Here is a 19,799-nt window from a genome sequence, read left to right as displayed (position 1 = left end):
GGCTTGTATAATTATATATCCAATTATGTACAAGGCTCGTTTCCCTCCGCTGTTGTTAAACATATCAGGTTCATAGGGTATAATCTCAGCCATATTTGGGCACCCCTAACGATTTTGTAAAGTTACTTTTTTTGTTTGAATTTGTCTATATACTTCAATTTTTAATTGGTTACATTGTTGAATATGGTTTTATTCAACGTATACTTTTTGAGTGTATTCCATTATGTTTTTCAAAATGATTGTATTAATTCTTTCTTTATTAATAACTCCATTTTCATTATTTCTTTCCCAAAATTCATAAAGATGTTCTACTTCATCAGATAATAAAAAATAGTCATATTGTTCTTTCTTAAATCTTTGAAGTTCCTCAAAATTGAATGTTCTTTTCTGTATCAAATTTCCGTTTTCAATCTCCAAATATTCAAATATTCCGTTTTCAGGTTCTTTGTCAAATTCTCCTCTAAATTCATCAATTCTTATAAGTCCAGAATACCATGTAAACTTGTTATTTGGAAATAATTCTTCTCGAAATGATTGCATATTAAAATTTATGTCAGTCAACCAATCTAGTTCTTTAATTAAAAGCTTATTATTTTTGACCTCAAATATCGCAACGTATCCTCTCCACAAAGCACTACAACTTATTTCAAATTTAGGACGTTTTTCTGGATGTTGTCGAAAGTAGAGTTCTATTAGTTCAGTATTAAGATAATATTCTTGATTTTCATAAATAAGTTTATCTCTGATTTGACGTGTCATTTTTTAATTGTGCAAAACGGTTGTGTATATGAAAAGTAGCGCTGAAAATATACGCTATCTATTAGGATGAAACACGAGCCGAATTTTTAAATTTTACTATTTATCTTTTTTATTGGAAATCGTCAAATTTAAAAATTTGGCGACTTCCTAAAAATGCCCGAACCTTTTTGTTAGCAAAGACTCGCGCTATTTTTTATATACGTTGTTGTAAAACGTTTTTATTCCACAATAATCGCTTTAGGCAATATTCCTCTATTTTCAAACATAAAACCGAAATTAGGCTTATTTTCAATTCCATTTAATTCCTCAATTATATTCAGCAATAGTTTTTTTGTTTCGTTTATTTCTTTTGTGCTATCAACATTTATACTAATCAGCTTTTTCTCGTTTTTTAGTGAGTAATTCCTATTATTTGTTGGATTGAAAAGATGATTTGTCAGAGCAAATTTTAAGCTATCTATTGGGAATTTCAGCTCGTAATTTACAGTAATACTATCGGTATTTACATAAAGTACTTCTCTTAATTTGTAATCAAATATACTTTCGCAAAATTGTAATGGTTGGATTTTATAAACTTTGTCGTCAGTCTCCAATTTAAAAATAGCATATTCACTTAAACAGTCAGTTTCGTCCAAAATTTTTATAATTCCATTGTAATTCTTAAGTGTATCAATATCGTACTCAACTAATTCGTTATCGACCAAACGAAAAGTCATAAAACGTTGAATTGGTTTTTCAATCGCAACTCGTTTTTCTCCGTTATTATTTTGTCCGCAAGCAGTCAGCAGAAGAATTAAAATCAGTATGGATAATGTTGTTCTCAAATGTTTTACAACAATGATATATAATGCTTTTATTCTAAAAAAAATTACCAACCTCCAGAAGCGCCTCCACCTCCAAAGCCACCTCCACCGAAGCCTCCACCAAATCCACCTCCTCCAGAAGAGCCTCCAAAACCACCTCCAAATCCTCCGGAACCGCTTCTGTAACCTCCACGTCCAGAGTTGCTTAAAATGATAGCTTCTAAAATACTTCGTGTCGTGTTGCCACCACCTCCAAAGTTATCTGTACCATTTCCACCTTTTTGGTTTTTAGATACAGAGATTAGTATGATGACAAACACAATAAACAAAAAGAATATAAGTCCTACAGGGAAGTCTCCTGCATTGGTGTTCTGTCTAGAGCCTTGATATGCTCCAGTTAAGACTTCAAAAATAGCATCAGCACCACGATTTAAGCCTCCATAATAATCATTTTGCTTAAAGTATGGTATTATGTCTCTTTCTATAATACGACGCGACATAGCATCTGTTAATAAATGCTCTACTCCATAACCAGTACTAATATTTATTTTGCGATCGTCTCTGGCCAATAAAATAAATACACCATTATCTTCTTTTTCTTGACCAATTCCCCAAGCATGTGCCCATTGTGTGCCTAAATAATTAATGTATTCTCCATCAGTGGATGCTATTATTGCAACCACAATTTGAGTTGAGGTTGTGTCAGAGTATTTTATTAATTTGTTTTCTAAAGTGCTTTTCTCACTTGCAGATAACAAATTTGCATAATCATAGACACTAGTTTGTCCACCATTTGATAGGCTTGGTTTTTCTGGTATTTTAAATTGTGCAAAACCTGTGCTAAACGATAGTAACAGTAATAATACAATGATTGGCATTGTATACTGTTTTATAGATTGCTTAAAAACTGCTAACCGTTGGTTTTTTAATTTCATCCTTTAGAGATCGTATTTGTCAACTGGTTAGTGTCATTATCTTGGACTGGAAAATGGGTTTTTAGTTGTTGGCCAGCATGTAAAATACCATCTACTAACCCTTGTTTAAACTGACCATTTTTAAATTGATTTTGGATAATTAACTTAGTGTTGTCCCAAAAATCTTTAGTCACAACATCGTTAATACCTTTATCTCCATAAATCCCAAATTTATGGTCGTTTACAGCAACGTAAATTAAAACACCATTTCTGTCTTTAGTATTATGCATTTTTAAAACAGAAAACACTTGTAATGCGCGACCTTCAAGGTTGTCATTACAAGTGTTTTCAATATGCACACGGATTTCTCCAGACGTATGGTCTTCTGCTATACGTATAGCCTCAACAATTTCTTGCTCTTCGGTAGTGGATAGAAAAGATTCTACGTCTTCAGGTATCATGTTTTTAGTCAAATTTAAATTCTACATCAGGTACGTTTTCAGATCCTGGATCAGCTTTGTATCTAGCCATTTCTTTAAATCCAAACCATCCTGTTAATAAGCTGTTAGGGAATTTAGAAGTATAAATATCATATTTATTTACTTCTTCATTATATCTGTCTCTAGCAACATTTATTCGGTTTTCAGTACCTTCTTGCTGAGAGATAAATTCTTTAAACTGTTCTGTAGTTTTTAATTCTGGATATCTTTCAAAAGAGGCAATAAGTCTACTAAAAGATCCACTTAATTCACTCTGTGCTTTTTGAAAAGCTTCCATTTTTTCTGGAGTTAAATTACTAGCATCAATATTAACAGATGTTGCTTTTGCACGTGCTGCAATAACTTCGTTTAACGTTTTTCTTTCAAAGTCAGCAGATCCTTGAACTGTTTTAATTACACTACTATATAAGTCATTACGTCTTTGGTAAGTGCTCTCTACATTAGACCATGCAGTTTTTGCATTAGCTTCTAAAGTTACTGCTGTATTGTTTATTCCTACTGCCCATTTGTATAAGCTAAAAGCAATTATTGCAATAATAATTACTGGTACAAGCCATTTTTTCATAATTGTTGGTTTTAAAGTTGTTCTTTTAGTTTGATTAGTTGATCTCTTACACCTTCCAATTTAGCTATAATTTCAAAATTATCAAGTGTTTTTTTTCTTTCTTCTTTTAAATGAATTTTTGCACCATCCAAAGTAAACCCACGTTCTTTTACTAAATGAAAAATTAGTTGAAGGTTTTTAATGTCTTCAGGTGTAAATTTTCGATTGCCTTTTGCTGTCTTTTTTGGCTTAAGCTCGTCAAATTCTTTTTCCCAAAAACGGATTAATGATGTGTTAACATCAAATGCTTTAGCGACTTCACCTATGGTGTAATACCGTTTTTCTGGAAGGTCTATAATCATTAATCTAAAGATTGGTTTTCAAGTGAAGCACGTTCTAATAACTTATTAAACTCTTCTGGTGTTAAACTACCATAGTAAAAGTTAATTGGGTTAATGCGTTCTCCATCTTTAAATATTTCGTAATGTAAGTGTGGTGCTTCAGAGCGTCCTGTACTACCTACAAAGCCAATTAAGTCACCACGTTTAACACGTTGGTTTTTTTGGACATTATATTTAAATAAGTGTGCATATAACGATACATAACCATAGCCATGATCTATTCTAATATGGTTTCCATATCCAGCAGAATTACTGTCTGCACGCTCTACAATACCATCACCAGATGCATAAACAGGTGTACCTCTTGGAGAAGTAAAGTCCATTCCCCAATGCATTTTTCTTAGTTTAGTAAAAGGGTCAGATCGCATACCATAACCAGAAGCCATGCGTGTTAAGTCTTCGTTGCTAACGGGTTGTATAGCAGGAATTGCAAGTAGTAGTTTTTCTTTTTCTTCAGCTAAAACAGCAATTTCATCTAAAGATTTGGATTGTACTACAATACGTTTTAATAGTTTGTCTATACGTTTTGAACTGCTTATAATTAATTCTGAATTATCATAACCATCTAGTTTTTTGTATCTATTTACACCACCAAAACCTGCTTTTCGTTGCTCTTCAGGGATGGGATTGGCTTCAAAATATAACCTATAAATGGCGTTGTCACGATCTTCTATATTGGCTAAGACCGTTTCAGCCTCTTCCATTTTTTTGTTAAGTAAATCAAACTGAAGTTCTAGATTGGTTAACTCGCGTTTTAGGGCTTTTTCTTTTGGAGACTCAAAATAATGACCACCTATAAAAACAAACAAAAAACCAAACAAAGCAGCAGCAACTAAAAATAGTGTTATAAACTTAAATGTGCGTCTTTTTTTGCGCTCTATTTTTTTATAAGAGAGCGTTTCAGAATCATAATAATATTTTACCTTACTCATTATCTAATTTATACTATTTTTGCAATTAATAAACCTGAATTTTTCAGTTAATTAAATAGTAACGAATAACAAATATATAAATTGTTTTAATAAGCGTTAAGCTTATGCTAACAAGATTATCAACATAGTATTATGAACTCTCAAGACATACGCGCAACTTTCCTTAAATTTTTTGAAGATAAAAAACATAGTATCGTACCTTCTGCACCAATGGTGTTAAAGGATGATCCAACATTAATGTTTGTTAATTCTGGTATGGCTCCTTTTAAAGAGTACTTTTTAGGTAATGGTCAACCAAAAAATAATAGACTTACAGATAGCCAAAAATGTTTACGTGTCTCTGGAAAACATAACGATTTAGAAGAAGTTGGTTATGACACCTACCACCACACATTATTTGAAATGTTGGGTAACTGGTCTTTTGGCGATTATTTTAAAAAGGAAGCAATTGCTTGGGCTTGGGAACTTTTAACCGAAGTGTATAAAATTGATAAGGATATATTATACGTTACCGTTTTTGAAGGAAGTGATGATGACGATAACCTTAAAATGGATACCGAAGCTTTTGATATTTGGAAACAGTACATTAGTGAAGACCGTATTTTAAAAGGAAATAAAAAGGATAACTTCTGGGAAATGGGAGAGCAAGGACCTTGTGGGCCTTGTAGTGAAATCCATGTTGATATTAGATCTGCTGAAGAAAAAGCTAAAGTAGATGGTAAGACTTTAATAAATGAAGACCATCCACAAGTTGTGGAAATATGGAATTTAGTTTTCATGCAATACAACCGTAAAGCAAACGGAACCTTAGAAGGTTTGCCTAACAAACATATTGATACAGGAATGGGATTTGAGCGTTTATGCATGGTGTTGCAAAACGTACAATCTAATTACGATACAGACGTATTTACGCCAATAATTAGAGAGATTGAAACCATTACTGGGAAAGATTATAATAAAGAAGAAAAAGTAGATATTGCTATTCGTGTTATCTCTGATCATGTTCGTGCTGTAGCTTTTTCTATAGCAGATGGACAATTGCCAAGTAATACAGGAGCTGGTTATGTAATCCGTCGTATTTTGCGTCGTGCAGTACGTTATGGTTTTACTTTTTTAGATAAAAAAGAACCATTTATTTATCGTTTGGTTAATGTTTTAACCGAAAAAATGGGATCAGCTTTTCCAGAATTAAAAGCACAAAAGCAATTAATAGAAAATGTAATTAAGGAAGAAGAAGCCTCTTTTTTAAGAACATTAGATCAAGGTTTAGCAATTTTAGATCGTATTGTAGACAATGCAACAGATAAGCAAGTGTCAGGATCTAAGGTTTTTGAACTTAAAGATACCTATGGTTTTCCTGAAGATTTAACGGATTTAATTTTACGTGAAAAAGGATTCTCTTATAATAAAGGCGAATTTAATAAGCGCTTAAAAGAACAACAAGGTAGAGGTCGTGAAGCATCAGAGTTAAAATCTGACGATTGGACAGTGCTTATCCAAGATGAAGACCAAGAGTTTATAGGCTACGATCAATTAGAAGCTAAAGTTAAAATTACAAAATACCGTAAAGTCGTTTCTAAAAAAGATGGCGAGATGCACCAACTGGTCTTTAATCTAACACCATTTTATGCTGAAGGTGGAGGACAAGTTGGAGATAAAGGATATATACAAGCTGGGAATGGTGACGTATTTTATATTGTAGATACTAAAAAGGAAAACAACGTTATTATTCACTTAACTAAAGAGTTACCTCGTGATGTAAATCAAGTGTTTGTAGCAAAAGTTGACGAGAAACAGCGTTACAGAACAGAATGTAACCATACAGCAACACATTTATTGCATCAAGCTTTAAGAGAGGTTTTAGGAGAGCATGTAGAGCAAAAAGGTAGTGCAGTACACTCTAAATATTTGCGTTTTGATTTCTCTCACTTTTCTAAGTTAACTGTTGAAGAATTGCGTGATGTAGAAAACTTTGTAAACTCTAGAATAGAAAGTAAGTTACCATTACAAGAAGGTCGTAACGTACCAATGGAAAAAGCGATTGAAGAAGGTGCTATGGCTTTATTTGGCGAAAAGTATGGAGACGCTGTGCGTACAGTACGTTTTGGTCAGTCTATAGAATTATGTGGAGGAACACACGTGGATAACACTGCAGATATCTGGCATTTTAAAATAGTGTCTGAAGGTGCAGTTGCTTCAGGTATACGTCGTATTGAAGCAATTACAAATGATGCTGTTAAGTCTTATTATCAGGACAATAATAGATCATTTTTTGAAATGAAAGATATGCTTAACAACGCACAAGAGCCTGTTAAAGCATTACAGAATCTTCAAGAGGAAAATTCAAGTCTTAAAAAGCAAATAGAACAATTACTTAAAGATAAAGCTAAGAATATAAAAGGCGAGCTTAAAAATGAAATTACAGAAATAAACGGAGTAAACTTCTTAGCTAAACAATTAGATTTAGATCCTTCTGGTATTAAAGATTTATGTTTTGAGTTAGGTAGCCAATTTGACAACTTATACTTGTTATTTGGAGCAGAAAATGATGGTAAAGCAATACTCTCATGTTATGTGTCTAAAAGTTTAGTGGACGCTAAAGGGCTTAATGCAGGAACTATTGTTAGAGAATTAGGTAAACACATCCATGGTGGAGGAGGTGGACAGCCATTTTTTGCAACAGCAGGTGGTAAGCATCCAGATGGTATAGATAATGCTTTAGAGGCTGCTAAAGGGTATATCTCTTAAAGGTTTTTCTCGCAAAGTAGGGAAGTCTTAAAGTTATATTTTTGTAGTTTTGGTTAAATTGAGCAGAATAGAAAATTTGAGGATTACCTGTCATCGATTATAGTTAATTGTTGTTATAATATTCATGTTCAGTTGGGTCCAGGACTTTTAGAGTCCGTTTATGAGGAAATACTTTATACAGAATTAATAGCTGCAGGCTTATCTGTCGAGAGACAAAAAGAGTTACCAGTGGTTTGGAAAAGTAAAACGTTAGATTTGGGTTTTAGGACGGATTTAATTGTGGATAATAAAGTAATCATCGAAATTAAATCAGTGCAAGAAATTCATCCAGTACATCCAAAACAATTACTAACGTATTTAAAATTGAGTGGTTTAAAATTGGGTTTACTGATTAATTTTAATAGTCCTTTAATAAAAACAGGTATAACTCGGATTGTAAATAATTTGTAAATAGATAAGATTTAATTTTTTTAAAAGAATACGTCTTTGCGTCTTAGCGTCTCAGCGAGAGCTATTTGTTCAAAGTGATGGCAGCATTTAATTAGTGTTTTTCATGTTATAAAAACATTTTAAAATTTAAGAATTAAAATAAGATGAATCTTCAAACCAAAATACCATTAAAAAAACAAGAATATAATCTGATAGATTATAACTCTAAAGTGTTTTTGTTAGGCTCATGCTTTGCGGAAAATATTGGTGAAAAATTTGAATATTTCAAGTTTCAGCACTACGTTAATCCGTTTGGTATTTTGTTTCATCCAATAGCCATTCATAATTTAGTATCTAATGCATTACATGGTAAAAAATATGCAGAGGATGACGTGTTTATTAATAACGAGCAGTTTCATAGTTTTGATGCACATTCAAAATTAAGTCAACATACCAAAAGCTTATTATTGCACCAACTTAATGCAGCTTCGCAAAAGACTAGTCATTATTTAAAGCAAAGCACACATGTTGTCATCACTTTAGGTACAGCTTGGGTATACCGTTACTTAAAGACTAATAAAATTGTAGCTAACTGTCATAAAATTCCGCAGCAGCAATTTCAAAAACAAATATTAAGTGTAGATGTTATTGTAGCAGCATTACAGTCTATAATAGAGCAGGTTAAAAAGGTAAATCCTAAGGTTAATTTTATATTTACAGTATCACCTGTTAGGCATATCAAGGATGGTTTTATAGAAAACACACAAAGTAAATCGCATTTACTTGCTGCGCTCCATAAAATGTTGGATGACCAATCTCATTATTTTCCTTCTTACGAAATTATGATGGATGAGTTACGTGATTACCGTTTTTATAACCAAGATTTGCTACATCCAAGTCCATTAGCGGTCGATTATATTTGGGATAGGTTTAAAACGGTTTGGATGGCAGATTCTGCTATTGCTATTATGTCTGAAGTAGATATTATTCAAAAAGGATTACAGCACAAACCATTCAATCCAAACTCGACTGCACATCTTAAATTTGTACAGCAATTGGTAGAAAGACAAATTACGCTAACAAATCAGTTTCCTAATATTAAGTTTTAGTAATTTGTAAGTAGTTGATTTGTAGCTTTTTTAATACAAATATTGCTTACAACTAATTATTTATCCTTTTTGTCGAATAAAAAATATTAAACGAAAAAGTAGGCTTATTTTTATAAAGCTATTAATCATTATATTTTCAAACACCAACCATAGAACTGCCAATCTAGTTTTTATGTTGGTGTTTTTTTTGTTACTAATTTTTTAAGTTTTTTTCGATTCTTAAAAGTCTCTTTTTAATTAGTAACGGTAGGTTTTAAATGTTGCTAAATTTTTCAATAATTATTAAAATCTTAAATGCTTTTTTTATGTACTTTTATGGTATGCGAAAAATAGTAATAGGTATAGTAATAGCGTTTGTAGTTTCTTTTGTAATAAAGAAGTGTACAGAAGGTAGTGCAGATAAAACAGTTGTAAGAGAACACTCTGCGTTAATCCAAAAACAAATAAATAATGTTGGTAAATTAATTGTTACCGAAGGGTATTTTAGTGATGCTTACAGTTATAAAAACTCTAAAGCTTTGTTTGCTAATTTAACCTCAGATAAACAAGCATTAGTTATTGTAAATGCTGAGGTTACTGTGGCTTATGATTTAAGTAAAATTGAATATGAAATAGATAGTATTAATAAGGTTTTAAAAATAAAATCTATTCCTAAAGAAGAATTAAAAATCTATCCAAATTTAGAATATTACGACGTAGAAAGTGGATACCTTAACGCTTTTAATCATGACGATTATAACAAAATAAAAGAAATTGTTACAACACGCATAACAAAAAAAATAGAGGCATCCAATTTACGTATTAATGCTAAAAACAGATTGGTAAGCGAGCTGTCTAAATTTTATATTTTAACCAATAGTTTAGGTTGGACGTTGCAGTATAACGACAGTAAAATAGATACTCCAGACAGGTTAGAAATTTTAAAACTATAGCTTATTATATAGGCTTTGCCATCCACCACCATTCATAACCTCTACACCATTGCTGCGTAAAATTGCTGCAGCACTACCAGAGCGCATACCACTTGCACAACAAGTAATTACTGGCTTGTTCCATTTTTTTATATCTGCAACTTTTGCTTGTATTTGTTGTAACGGAATATGTTTAGAACCTGGAATAGCTCCAGAGTCATATTCTGCTTTTGAGCGTACATCTAATATAACAGCACCTCGATCTGTAAATTCTTTTATTTTATTGGCTTTATTTCCAAAAAGAAAACTAAAAATTCCCATAGTATAATTGTTTATTACAAAGCTACTAATTTGAAACTTAAAAATCCTTAAATTTGTGTAACTTCAACTTAAAAAAAAGCAGTATATGTCTCAAGCATACGTTAATCAATCCATTGAAAATAACATAGGTTACATCACTTTTTTTACACCAGAACATAATGCGATGCCTAGTCCAATTTTAAAACAATTGGAATTAGCTATTAAAGATGCAGGTAAAAATAATGACATTAAAGTAATTGTTTTAAAAAGTGGAGGCGAGCGTACATTTTGTGCAGGAGCAAGTTTTACAGAGTTAGTGGCTATTACTAATTTAGAAGAGGGTAAGCGCTTTTTTTCTGGTTTTGCAAATGTAATTAATGCGATGCGTAAATGTCCAAAGTTAATTATTGGTCGCGTACAAGGTAAAGCTGTTGGAGGTGGTGTTGGATTGGCAAGTGCAACCGACTATTGTTTGGCTACTAAGTTTGCTGCCATAAAACTTAGCGAAATTAGTATTGGAATTGGACCTTTTGTTATTGAGCCTGCAGTTACTAGAAAAATGGGTCAAACTGCGTTTTCTCAAATGACTATTGATGCCGAATCATTTTTTACTGCAGAATATGCAAAAGAAAAAGGCTTATATGCCAATGTGTTTGATTCTGTTGAAGCGTTAGATAATGCTGTAGATATTTTAGCTGCTAAATTGGCAAGTTACAATCCAGAAGCTTTGCTAGAACTTAAAAGAGTGCTATGGGAAGACACAAATGAGTGGTGTGTTTCTCTACTGGAGCGTGCCGAAATTAGTGGAAAACTAGTTTTAAGTGATTTTACTAAAGAGAAATTGAAGAGTTATAAGTAGGTTTTAATAATATCTAATTTATAAAACATATAAATGCAAAAATTAAAAATCTTCTACACGTTTGTTATTATCTCTAGTATATTAACGCTATTTAATAATGGATTTATAGTGTTAAATTTAAGTGCAATAGTTAGTGTATTAGGTATTGTAGCTTCAATTTTGTTTTTTGCTAAAAAGTTTAATTTCTACTATGTAGCTATACTATGGATAGTAGCTCAAATCCCTTACGTTGCATATCAAAATGATATTTTTGATTTGTCTCAATTTTTACACTTTCATTTAGCAATAACTATTGGTCAATTATCAATTGGTGTAAATGCACAAGTTATATTGTTGGGTTTGATAATTAAAGACATATTGCTATCAAGACACTTATTTAAAACGCTGACTTTTAATGCTTATACTGAAAATGACATCCTTAAAAGAGAAGATTTCTATAGTTTTATTCCTATTGATATAAAATCTAAAAAGCTAATTGGTGTATCAGAAATTGTAATTGAAAATGTAGCATATACCAATATACAGTTTGTGCCTTTACAGGAACAACAGGTTAAAAAAGCATCTATTGTTATGTCTTCATTTAATGAAGAAAATACAATTAAAGCGACAGTACAATATAGTATTACAAAATCTTAAACCACAATCTCCTGACTAGCAATCTTAATACCATCGTCAATTAAATGTCCTACTTCAGGTCTGTTTTGTTTAATTGTTTCTAAATGATCTAAAATAGTATTACATAATTCATTTTCATTTCCTTTTTTAGCTAATTCAAACAACTCAACTGGTAATAACCAATCCATCGGAAAACGATTAATTAATTGCTCTAACACTTTAGTTCTAGAAATAGTAAAGTTAGTCCCTTCTCTATAATCACGTACCTGTTTGTAAAGCGCTATAAGTTCTAGCTTTTCAGGTGATTTTTCCTCATGTATAGTAGTGCTACTAATAGTGTGTGTAATTAAATCAAAACTATGTAAGTCGGCAGTACCAGAATATCCTGAAAGCACTTCCTTACCAACAGCCATATCATATTGTCCCCATTCTGGTTGGAATAAAACAGTATCGTTATGGGTTACCGTACAATTTTTAAAACTAATTAATATAATTTTACCTTGTAGGTTTCTAGTACCAGTAATAATTTCACCTTTAACAATAATACCACCTTCAAATTCCAAAGTAACTGTTTCGCCTTCATAAATATCGTAAGCGCGTAAATCTCTAGGCGACATGTCTTCAATAGCCAAATTAATTCCTTTTAATTTACCAATTGGCGACCCAAAACCATCAGGATGCTCTAAAGTGCTATGTCCAACTAGCTCTTTATCTCTATTAGCTAAGGCAGTTTTTCCGGTAGTTTGTATGTAGCTTACTTTACCATTATGTTCTATCATATTGGTAAAAACACCAGATATTTGTAAACCAGTACTCAGTTCGATAGTTCCTAAAGCTTCGCTTTGTATCAGTTTTTTAATTGCACTTGGTCCACCAGTACGCAACGCCATAGTATTAGCAAATTCTTCTAAAACTAAACTTAAATGTGCAAAATCCGGAGTGACATATAATTGTGGTTGCGGTTTTGTGATATCAAAATTCTGAAAGGTAGAGTCGATCGTATAAGGTAATTTTTTAACCTTATCTGTCATACACCAAGCACTCTCACCAATAGACGATAGTAAACCTGCACCATAAATTTTTGGATTATCTATTGTGCCAATTAAACCATACTCAACTGTCCACCAATGTAAATTTCTAATCAAAGCCATTTCACTTGGTTCACCCATGTTATTCTGTAAATCTTCAACTGCTTTTTCAGCTATATCAATTTGATCTTGTGGTGTATTAGGAGCTTCTTTAATAATAGATAAGTGTCGCACAGCTTCATATAACTCGTAATCTTTGGCAGAGCTTATCGCTTTACAACCAATCTCACCAAAACGTCTTAAATACTCAGCATACTCAGGATTAGCAATAATTGGCGCATGACCAGCACCTTCGTGGATTATGTCTGGAGCAGGCGTATACTCAATATGTTCCAATTGTCTAATATCACTAGCAATAACCAGGACGTTATACGCCTGAAATTCCATAAAAGCATTAGGAGGTATAAAACCATCCACAGCAACAGCAGCCCAACCAATAGCTTTTAAAATACGGTTCATACCATACATATTAGGTATAGCATCCACACTAATACCAGTTTGCTGCAAGCCTTCTAGGTAAGTATTATGTGCTACTTCACTTAGGTAATCCACATTTTTACGCATAGCATAACGCCAAACTGCTTGATCAATAGCAGAGTAATCCTCATAATCCTGAGGTTTAATAAATTGTCTTAAATGCTTAGGTAAACGATCTAAAATTGGATTAGATTCAATATTTTTAAACGCCATAGTATTGTGTTTCACTTGATGTAAAAATACAAAAATCGTACTAAAAGACTCTTAAAAAAAACAGTAGTTTATTCAAACAATCAAAACAACTTAGTATATTTGTACCATGATTAAATTAGCAACATTTTTATTTATAAGCGGAGGAGAAATATTTTTCATCCTACTTATCGTTGTTATGGTATTTGGTGCTAAAAATGTACCAGATATAGCCAAAGGTTTGGGTAAAGGTATGCGCCAACTTAAAGACGCAACTAACGATATTAAAACCGAAATCACAAAATCTGCAGAACGTAACGGTCTAGACACAAGCATCACCAATGATGTAAACGAAGAGCTTAAAAAAGTTAAAGACGATCTAGAAGAGTTTACAGGATCTGTACGTCGTAAACTATAATTCAAAATTTATTTTAATTATTTGGGCGTTACCACAAGGGTCGCGTCATCCATTATATCTTTTTTTGCCATATATGGCAGCAAAAAAAGGATGTCATTCCTACCGCTAACGCAAAGCAGTACTCTTAAAAATGTGTCGATTTACTATTTTTCGTAGTGATTATTTGTTAATTTGTAACTTTTATTAACTTTTCTTTAAGAATAATTTATATATTTAAGCATCAACCTTAAACTATATAAAATGAAAAAACGTGTACTTAAATTGTCATTACTAGTAATGACTTTTGCTTTTTTTAATGCCTGTCAGGATGAGGCCTATCTAGACAATCCTGAAGAAACCACAGTTAACGACGACCAAAAAGCAGCATTGACTATCCCAGAAATTAATGCTATAATTAATACTAGTCTTACTGAAACTGGAAGTTTTGATTGGAAGGACGTTACACCACATACCTTATGGAGTGCAGTTGTTAGAGGAAATAATATCTTAACCATAGGATATGGAGAAGAAGGAGAAAGTTTTGCAGAGGTCAAAACAGAGCGCTTAAAGTCTACCTTGTCTAATATAGAGCAACTAGTAGAAGCCAATGAAGCTTACAAAAAAAGCGAAAAAACAATGTTTGAACATGATATAATAAATGTTGTAGACGTTAAAGTAGAAAACTATATAACAATAAAACAATTGTTACAAACAGATGGTGTTAGATATTTAGAACCAAACGGTTATAATCACTACGAAACCGTTAATAATGCGCGCTCAAGCTCAGGGTGTGATAAAAATGCAGATGCTATAAACGCATCGCATTACACAACAATAGCACCAAATAATGCACAAGTATCTTGGCATTTTAACAAGCATAATATTCCGCAAGCATGGAATTATAGTACTGGATCAGGAATAACTATAGGGTTGATAGATACAGGTGTATCAGCATCACAAAGCTTATTAAATACATCAGGAATTAATGACGGTTATTCTAACGGTCGCTTTGTACAAAAATATGGAACCTTTATAGATTCCTCTTGGTGGTGGTCTAGTAACTATGATGGACCACACGATAAATGTGGACATGGTACAGCTATGGCGTCAACTATGGCAGCACCACGTAATGATAATGGTATGCCAGTTGGTGTTGCCTATAATGCAAATTTAGTAGCTTATAGAGCAACAGAAGATGTTTTGCTTAATGACTATCATGAGCGTAAAGGTGTGTCTGCAGCATTAACGCAATTAGGTAACAGAAGTGATGTCAAAATTATATCTATGTCAATTGGTTATGTGTGGTCTATTGGTAATATTAAAGATGCTGTTAAATATGCCTATAGTAAAGGGAAATTAATTTTTGCTGCAGGAGGGACGTCTACTAGTTTTACAAATGGATTTGGCGTAATTTTTCCAGCAACTATGAGTGAGACTGTTGCTGTTACAGGTGTTGATGATGGTCCAAATTATGACAGATGCGAAGTGTGTCATAGCGGAAGTAAAATAGATTTTACAATTATTATGGAAGGTGATAATAACACAAGTAAAGCGCCTCCTGTATTAGGTTTTTATAATGGAGATAGACGTTACACAGGTGGATCATCTGTAGCAACAGCAACTACAGCTGGTATTGCAGCATTAGTTTGGTCAAGACATCCATCTTGGTCTAGAACACAAGTGTTAAATAAATTAAAGCAATCTGCCGAGTTTTATCCTAACAAGAACAGCAGTTTTGGTTATGGTAATATTGATGCCTTACAAGCAGTGCAGTAAAACATTTTAAAAATTAGTTAAAAAAGCCTCTCATAACATTGAGAGGCTTTTTGTTTTTATAATACGTTTACTTATGGTGTTTCTCTAACACCTTTTAAGAGGTCAGCACTTAAATTTGTGTCGTCAGATTCAGAAGATTTATGTAATACAGATATGTCTCCTGTAGATTCTAAAACCACAGCCTCTACTTGTTTAAAGTCTAACACATTTGCTTCTCTTAGCTTAGCTATTAATTGCGATTTTTCAATTCTAGCATGTTTTAAATTGTCATGTAAAATGGTTTGACCTTTCATTAATAATAAAGGCTTATTTGATATTAAAGTGTTTATACTAGGAAACTTTTTTTGTAAAGTAGAAAAAATATAAGTTAAAAATAGTAAGCCTGCAATTGCAACACTACCATGTGTTATGGATGTACTTGACGTTAAAGTTGAAGAGATAATACTACCAATAGCAATAGTAAATGCAAAGTCATAAGCTGTAAATTTAGCAAACGAGCGTAAACCAATAATTCTGGTTAATATAATAATGACTACAAATAATATAAGGCTTCCTAAAATAGTTTCCCATAAAGGGTCACTTAAAGAATATATCCAATCCATGTTTATGTTTTAGTGGTTATTTTTTTACGTTATTAGCTTAAATTTCGTAAAAATAAATGGCAATAAAAAACTTTAGTTAAATGTTGTTAAATTGCTAGTTGCTACATGCAATTATAATATTTGTTTTACTTTTTTTATAAGTTGCTTGTTTTTGGTTTTAAGGATAAGGACACCACATTTGGCTTGCTCTCCAAATATAGCAGCAGCTTTAGCTGGTTTTACAATATAAAAATCTTCAATATTATTTAAGTTTATTAATTCTAGAACCACTGTCGTTTTAGGATACGCTATAGGATCAAGTAAATAATAATTAGGTTCGTTTAAATTTAGTAAAAACTGAATTTTGCAATCGCACTCTATTTTTTCTTTAGGCAAAATAGGGTTGCTTTTGTTTTTAAATTGAATTCTAGAATTTGCAGTTTTAGCTGTAAATAATGTGTCTGCGTTTATTTTCTGCTTGAAAATAGTAACTCTATTGACTTTTAATTCTAGTTTCTCAAAATCATTTAACCATGTAATATTGTCGTTTAAAGTCAAGGTTTTATCCTCAACAGTATTTTGAGCACTAATTATTTGTGCAATTAGAATTATAAAAATCAGTATTAAATTGTGCTTCATATTATAAAAGTATGCTATTTACCTTATAATTAAAATAGTAATTAGTGTAAAAGGCATTTGGTTTAGTTAAGCACGTTTTTTTATACGTGTACATAATTAGCAATCTTTTAATTATTAATCTTGAGTTAGTCTTTATTGCTCAGATTGATAAATTGTGGGTACTTTTGCACTAAATTAAAAAAGGAATTTAGATGTTGGATTATGTAGTAATTGGTGGCGCACAAGCAGGATTGGCTATGGCTTATCATTTAAAACAAATGAATGTAAATTTTTTGGTGCTTGATGGAGAGTCAGAGGTTGGAGCATCTTGGCTAAACCGATGGGATTCTTTAAAGTTATTTACACCAACAGAATATAACCATTTACCAGGCTTAAAATTTGATGCACCTAAAGGATATTATCCAACTAAGGTTGATGTTGCTAATTATTTTAAGGATTATGTCAAAAAATTTAATATACCAATACAATTAAACACTTTAGTGACCTCTGTAAGTAAAACTGAAACAGGTTTTTTTGTTCAGCATGATACTGGCGAAATTGAAGCTAAAAACGTTATTGTTGCAACAGGTCCATTCCATATACCATATACACCACCTTGTCATACCAAAATTTCTAAAAGCACTTTGCAAATGCATAGTAATTACTACAAAGGTGTTAAGCAATTACAACAAGGAGATGCTTTGGTTGTAGGAGGAGGAGATTCTGGGTATCAAATACTAAATGAAATCTCTAAGGATGCATCCAGAACAGTTTACTTTTCTGGTGATACAACAGTAAAATCTTTACCTCAAAATTTTTTAGGTAAAACGTTGTGGTGGTGGTTTACTGTTGTTGGTTTTTTAAGTTATAGTAAGTATAGTTGGATAGGAAAAAAAATTAACTCATCGACACAACCCGTTATTGGAACAGATGTTAAGGGGATTTTGTCAAGAGAGAATGTAATTGCTGTTGGACGTACAAAGGATGCTTTAAATAATGATGTTTTTTTTGAAAAACAAAAAGTTTCAACCATTAAAAATGTGATTTGGGCAACAGGTTATCGTCCCAATTTTAATTGGATACAAGGTTTAGAATTAGATGCTAATAGCTATCCGAAAAATTATAGAGGAGTAAGTAATATTGATGGTTTATACTTTATAGGTTTACCTTGGATGTTTACACGTGGCTCTGCGACATTAGGTGGTGTGTCTAAAGATGCAAGTTATTTAGCTAATGTAATGCTTTCAAAGGATAATATTAAATAGCTAATTAGTGTTTAGGAGTTTGTAGTAATATTCAAAAATGGGTCTCTCTATGTGGTCGTTTTCTTCATATTCATAATGAAACAAAATAGCTTCGGCATCTTTAATATCTTTTTCAGTCATTAAATCTTGGCAGCATTTAGCCAACTCTAAATCACTTTTAAAAACCGAACCAATTCTTAATCTAATAATGTTTAGTGGACTTTTGTCACCAAGTAAATACCCAATTAAAGCAATAGGTTCAATCTCATCAGTATGGCAATTTTCTAATATGCCTCGTTCAATTTCGTTTATTTTAATTCTGTTTTTAAAATAATGCTGAAGGATGTATCTTTTTTCAAAAGTAATCATCTTATTAGTAAAAAAATCTTCGTTTTCTTCTATAGATAAAGTAAAGTCCATGTAATTAGTTTTTATTTTTTGCTAGTAGTTTCACACAAAACATAGTTTTTAAAAATATGCTCTAATTCTTTCTCTGGATTATCTGTAATTCCAGAATGAGTTTTAGAGCTTTGTATTACTGTACTGCGTGAAGCTGCTAACCATCTAAATCTATCAGATAATTCAAACTGTCCAATAGTTCCGCTAGCTTTGTCACCTTTACAAATTAAGTCCCAAGACTTTAAATATGTATTTAGGTCTTTTATATTAAGTTCGCATGCAAATGCAGCCAATTTAGCCTCGTCTATTTTAAATTTAACCTCTAGATATTTTTTTCTTTTAGAAAATAAAATAACACCAATGTTAAAAAACTCCTCACGTTCTACTTTAGGTACTAAACGTATTATCGCATATTCAAAAGTAACTTTATCTTGCATCTTTAGCTTCTTTAACTAGTAAGTTAATCTTTTCAAGTCTGGAGTTTAAATACGTTTTGTACGCAGCTTTCATTTGATCTGGCGTAAAAGTGTCAGACTCATTTATTAGCCAATCTTCAGGTATGGTATTAATTATAGTGTCAATAGTATTTAAACTTAATTTTTCAATAATTTGTTGCGATGCTTCATCAAATTTTGAAGCACGATCTAATAAAACATGATCTTTAATTAAAGGAAATGTTCTGGTTAAATGATTCTCCCAAGTCTCCCAATTATGATGAAAATAAAAACTTGCTCCATTATCAATAACCCATAACTCTTTATTCCAATTAAGTACATTAGGGTTTTTAACTGTTCTGTCAATATTACTAATAATGCTATCTAATAATACTACTTTGGATGCTGTCAAAGGATCTGCAACCGACGCCAAAGGATCAAAGGTTATACTACCGCTTAAATAATGTAATCCTAGGTTTAAACCCACGCTAAACTTAAGTAAATCTTGTATTTCTTCATCTGGTTCTGTTTTACTAAAAGAGTCATCCAAATTCATAAAGACCAATTCTGGTACTTTTAAGCCAATAGCTCGAGCTAACTCACCACCAATAAATTCGGCAATCAATGCTTTTTTTCCTTGTCCTGCACCTCTAAACTTTAAAACATATAAAAAGTCGTCGTCTGCTTTTACAATTGCAGGTAAAGAACCACCTTCTCTTAGAGGAGTGATGTATTGTGTAACATCAACGGTTCTTATATCTAATTTACTCAT

23 protein-coding genes and 1 riboswitch are annotated in these 19,799 nt (G+C 32.0%); of the genes, 9 read left to right on the top strand and 14 right to left on the bottom strand.

The window, feature by feature from the left end:
* Positions 1-24 precede the first annotated feature (24 nt).
* A riboswitch (TPP riboswitch) is annotated at positions 25-117 on the bottom strand.
* A 72-nt stretch (positions 118-189) separates the two neighbouring features.
* The 7 genes from B2989_RS15080 to B2989_RS15050 all read right to left on the bottom strand — a co-directional run bounded on the left by B2989_RS15080 (position 190) and on the right by B2989_RS15050 (position 4,853).
* Positions 190-759, bottom strand: a complete 570-nt coding sequence (locus B2989_RS15080) for a hypothetical protein (RefSeq protein WP_292950071.1) — start codon at positions 757-759, stop codon at positions 190-192.
* A gap of 218 nt (positions 760-977) precedes the next feature.
* A complete protein-coding gene (locus B2989_RS15075; RefSeq protein WP_292950069.1) occupies positions 978-1,583 on the bottom strand; it encodes a hypothetical protein in 606 nt (201 codons plus the stop codon).
* 44 nt (positions 1,584-1,627) lie between these two features.
* Complete coding sequence (locus tag B2989_RS15070) at positions 1,628-2,440, bottom strand: TPM domain-containing protein (protein WP_292950106.1); 813 nt, start codon at positions 2,438-2,440, stop codon at positions 1,628-1,630.
* 53 nt (positions 2,441-2,493) lie between these two features.
* Positions 2,494-2,937, bottom strand: coding sequence for a TPM domain-containing protein (locus tag B2989_RS15065; protein WP_145002969.1), 444 nt, complete (start codon positions 2,935-2,937; stop codon positions 2,494-2,496).
* A gap of 4 nt (positions 2,938-2,941) precedes the next feature.
* A complete protein-coding gene (locus B2989_RS15060; RefSeq protein WP_145002966.1) occupies positions 2,942-3,541 on the bottom strand; it encodes a LemA family protein in 600 nt (199 codons plus the stop codon).
* Positions 3,542-3,552: 11 nt separating this feature from the next.
* A complete protein-coding gene (locus B2989_RS15055) occupies positions 3,553-3,882 on the bottom strand; it encodes a MerR family transcriptional regulator (protein WP_292950066.1) in 330 nt (109 codons plus the stop codon).
* Positions 3,882-4,853, bottom strand: a complete 972-nt coding sequence (locus B2989_RS15050; RefSeq protein ID WP_292950064.1) for a M23 family metallopeptidase — start codon at positions 4,851-4,853, stop codon at positions 3,882-3,884. The genes B2989_RS15055 and B2989_RS15050 overlap by 1 nt, the downstream gene beginning before the upstream one ends.
* A 132-nt stretch (positions 4,854-4,985) precedes the next feature.
* Between B2989_RS15050 and alaS the strand changes: the two genes are divergently transcribed.
* The 4 genes from alaS (at position 4,986) to B2989_RS15030 (ending at position 10,071) form a co-directional block, all read left to right on the top strand.
* Positions 4,986-7,601: an alanine--tRNA ligase gene (gene alaS / locus B2989_RS15045; protein WP_292950062.1), complete on the top strand. Its 2,616-nt coding sequence runs from the start codon at positions 4,986-4,988 to the stop codon at positions 7,599-7,601.
* Positions 7,602-7,658: 57 nt separating this feature from the next.
* A complete protein-coding gene (locus tag B2989_RS15040; protein WP_272021967.1) occupies positions 7,659-8,051 on the top strand; it encodes a GxxExxY protein in 393 nt (130 codons plus the stop codon).
* A gap of 143 nt (positions 8,052-8,194) precedes the next feature.
* Complete coding sequence (locus B2989_RS15035; RefSeq protein WP_292950060.1) at positions 8,195-9,139, top strand: GSCFA domain-containing protein; 945 nt, start codon at positions 8,195-8,197, stop codon at positions 9,137-9,139.
* A gap of 320 nt (positions 9,140-9,459) precedes the next feature.
* A complete protein-coding gene (locus tag B2989_RS15030; RefSeq protein WP_292950058.1) occupies positions 9,460-10,071 on the top strand; it encodes a DUF4230 domain-containing protein in 612 nt (203 codons plus the stop codon).
* Here B2989_RS15030 and B2989_RS15025 read toward each other — a convergent pair.
* Positions 10,066-10,371 (bottom strand): rhodanese-like domain-containing protein, encoded by a 306-nt coding sequence (locus B2989_RS15025; RefSeq protein ID WP_292950056.1) that lies wholly within the window; start codon positions 10,369-10,371, stop codon positions 10,066-10,068. The genes B2989_RS15030 and B2989_RS15025 overlap by 6 nt on opposite strands.
* 85 nt (positions 10,372-10,456) lie before the next feature.
* On the opposite strand from B2989_RS15025, the gene B2989_RS15020 reads away from it, so the two are divergent.
* Positions 10,457-11,209 carry an enoyl-CoA hydratase/isomerase family protein gene (locus tag B2989_RS15020; protein ID WP_292950054.1) on the top strand — a complete coding sequence of 251 codons (753 nt, stop codon included), beginning with the start codon at positions 10,457-10,459 and terminating at the stop codon, positions 11,207-11,209.
* 33 nt (positions 11,210-11,242) lie between these two features.
* Entirely contained in the window at positions 11,243-11,845 is a 603-nt protein-coding gene (locus tag B2989_RS15015; protein WP_292950052.1) for a hypothetical protein, read from the top strand.
* On the opposite strand, the gene B2989_RS15010 is transcribed toward B2989_RS15015, so the two are convergent.
* Positions 11,842-13,602 carry an aromatic amino acid hydroxylase gene (locus B2989_RS15010; RefSeq protein WP_292950050.1) on the bottom strand — a complete coding sequence of 587 codons (1,761 nt, stop codon included), beginning with the start codon at positions 13,600-13,602 and terminating at the stop codon, positions 11,842-11,844. The two genes, B2989_RS15015 and B2989_RS15010, sit on opposite strands and share 4 nt — an antisense overlap.
* A gap of 106 nt (positions 13,603-13,708) precedes the next feature.
* On the opposite strand from B2989_RS15010, the gene B2989_RS15005 reads away from it, so the two are divergent.
* Positions 13,709-13,996: a Sec-independent protein translocase subunit TatA/TatB gene (locus B2989_RS15005; protein ID WP_145002937.1), complete on the top strand. Its 288-nt coding sequence runs from the start codon at positions 13,709-13,711 to the stop codon at positions 13,994-13,996.
* A 240-nt stretch (positions 13,997-14,236) separates the two neighbouring features.
* Entirely contained in the window at positions 14,237-15,751 is a 1,515-nt protein-coding gene (locus tag B2989_RS15000) for a S8 family peptidase (RefSeq protein WP_292950048.1), read from the top strand.
* A 71-nt stretch (positions 15,752-15,822) separates the two neighbouring features.
* Here B2989_RS15000 and B2989_RS14995 read toward each other — a convergent pair whose 3' ends face one another.
* Positions 15,823-16,353 (bottom strand): DUF421 domain-containing protein, encoded by a 531-nt coding sequence (locus B2989_RS14995; RefSeq protein WP_292950046.1) that lies wholly within the window; start codon positions 16,351-16,353, stop codon positions 15,823-15,825.
* 111 nt (positions 16,354-16,464) lie between these two features.
* The gene (locus B2989_RS14990) at positions 16,465-16,971 is read right to left on the bottom strand and encodes a hypothetical protein (protein WP_292950044.1); all 507 of its coding nucleotides are present in this window, start codon (positions 16,969-16,971) and stop codon (positions 16,465-16,467) included.
* Between the two features lie 191 nt (positions 16,972-17,162).
* Between B2989_RS14990 and B2989_RS14985 the strand changes: the two genes are divergently transcribed.
* Complete coding sequence (locus B2989_RS14985) at positions 17,163-18,215, top strand: flavin-containing monooxygenase (protein WP_292950042.1); 1,053 nt, start codon at positions 17,163-17,165, stop codon at positions 18,213-18,215.
* Here the strand turns inward: B2989_RS14985 and B2989_RS14980 are convergent, their stop codons facing one another.
* The 3 genes from B2989_RS14980 to B2989_RS14970 are packed head-to-tail and all read right to left on the bottom strand — an operon-like array spanning position 18,216 to position 19,799.
* Positions 18,216-18,614, bottom strand: coding sequence for a hypothetical protein (locus B2989_RS14980; RefSeq protein ID WP_292950040.1), 399 nt, complete (start codon positions 18,612-18,614; stop codon positions 18,216-18,218).
* 11 nt (positions 18,615-18,625) lie between these two features.
* Positions 18,626-19,030: a DUF3037 domain-containing protein gene (locus B2989_RS14975; protein WP_292950038.1), complete on the bottom strand. Its 405-nt coding sequence runs from the start codon at positions 19,028-19,030 to the stop codon at positions 18,626-18,628.
* The gene (locus B2989_RS14970) at positions 19,020-19,799 is read right to left on the bottom strand and encodes a HipA family kinase (protein ID WP_292950036.1); all 780 of its coding nucleotides are present in this window, start codon (positions 19,797-19,799) and stop codon (positions 19,020-19,022) included. The genes B2989_RS14975 and B2989_RS14970 overlap by 11 nt, the downstream gene beginning before the upstream one ends.

Origin of the sequence: Olleya sp. UBA1516, assembly GCF_002323495.1 — a bacterium.
Classification (GTDB): Bacteria; Bacteroidota; Bacteroidia; order Flavobacteriales; family Flavobacteriaceae; genus Olleya.
Note: the sequence above shows the minus strand (reverse complement) of the source record. Positions and strands in the feature narration are given on the sequence as shown.

Excerpts from the sequence above, each read along its gene's own strand:
- B2989_RS15005 (WP_145002937.1), top strand. The coding sequence starts at position 13,709 with ATGATTAAATTAGCAACATTTTTATTTATAAGCGGAGGAGAAATATTT.
- B2989_RS15055 (WP_292950066.1), bottom strand. The coding sequence starts at position 3,882 with ATGATTATAGACCTTCCAGAAAAACGGTATTACACCATAGGTGAAGTC.
- B2989_RS15010 (WP_292950050.1), bottom strand. The coding sequence starts at position 13,602 with ATGGCGTTTAAAAATATTGAATCTAATCCAATTTTAGATCGTTTACCT.
- B2989_RS15020 (WP_292950054.1), top strand. The coding sequence starts at position 10,457 with ATGTCTCAAGCATACGTTAATCAATCCATTGAAAATAACATAGGTTAC.
- B2989_RS14995 (WP_292950046.1), bottom strand. The coding sequence starts at position 16,353 with ATGGATTGGATATATTCTTTAAGTGACCCTTTATGGGAAACTATTTTA.
- B2989_RS15025 (WP_292950056.1), bottom strand. The coding sequence starts at position 10,371 with ATGGGAATTTTTAGTTTTCTTTTTGGAAATAAAGCCAATAAAATAAAA.
- B2989_RS15035 (WP_292950060.1), top strand. The coding sequence starts at position 8,195 with ATGAATCTTCAAACCAAAATACCATTAAAAAAACAAGAATATAATCTG.
- B2989_RS15080 (WP_292950071.1), bottom strand. The coding sequence starts at position 759 with ATGACACGTCAAATCAGAGATAAACTTATTTATGAAAATCAAGAATAT.
- B2989_RS14970 (WP_292950036.1), bottom strand. The coding sequence starts at position 19,799 with ATGAGTAAATTAGATATAAGAACCGTTGATGTTACACAATACATCACT.
- alaS (WP_292950062.1), top strand. The coding sequence starts at position 4,986 with ATGAACTCTCAAGACATACGCGCAACTTTCCTTAAATTTTTTGAAGAT.
- B2989_RS14985 (WP_292950042.1), top strand. The coding sequence starts at position 17,163 with ATGTTGGATTATGTAGTAATTGGTGGCGCACAAGCAGGATTGGCTATG.
- B2989_RS15000 (WP_292950048.1), top strand. The coding sequence starts at position 14,237 with ATGAAAAAACGTGTACTTAAATTGTCATTACTAGTAATGACTTTTGCT.
- B2989_RS15015 (WP_292950052.1), top strand. The coding sequence starts at position 11,243 with ATGCAAAAATTAAAAATCTTCTACACGTTTGTTATTATCTCTAGTATA.
- B2989_RS14975 (WP_292950038.1), bottom strand. The coding sequence starts at position 19,030 with ATGCAAGATAAAGTTACTTTTGAATATGCGATAATACGTTTAGTACCT.
- B2989_RS15050 (WP_292950064.1), bottom strand. The coding sequence starts at position 4,853 with ATGAGTAAGGTAAAATATTATTATGATTCTGAAACGCTCTCTTATAAA.
- B2989_RS14980 (WP_292950040.1), bottom strand. The coding sequence starts at position 18,614 with ATGGACTTTACTTTATCTATAGAAGAAAACGAAGATTTTTTTACTAAT.
- B2989_RS15030 (WP_292950058.1), top strand. The coding sequence starts at position 9,460 with ATGCGAAAAATAGTAATAGGTATAGTAATAGCGTTTGTAGTTTCTTTT.
- B2989_RS15065 (WP_145002969.1), bottom strand. The coding sequence starts at position 2,937 with ATGATACCTGAAGACGTAGAATCTTTTCTATCCACTACCGAAGAGCAA.
- B2989_RS15060 (WP_145002966.1), bottom strand. The coding sequence starts at position 3,541 with ATGAAAAAATGGCTTGTACCAGTAATTATTATTGCAATAATTGCTTTT.
- B2989_RS15070 (WP_292950106.1), bottom strand. The coding sequence starts at position 2,440 with ATGCCAATCATTGTATTATTACTGTTACTATCGTTTAGCACAGGTTTT.
- B2989_RS14990 (WP_292950044.1), bottom strand. The coding sequence starts at position 16,971 with ATGAAGCACAATTTAATACTGATTTTTATAATTCTAATTGCACAAATA.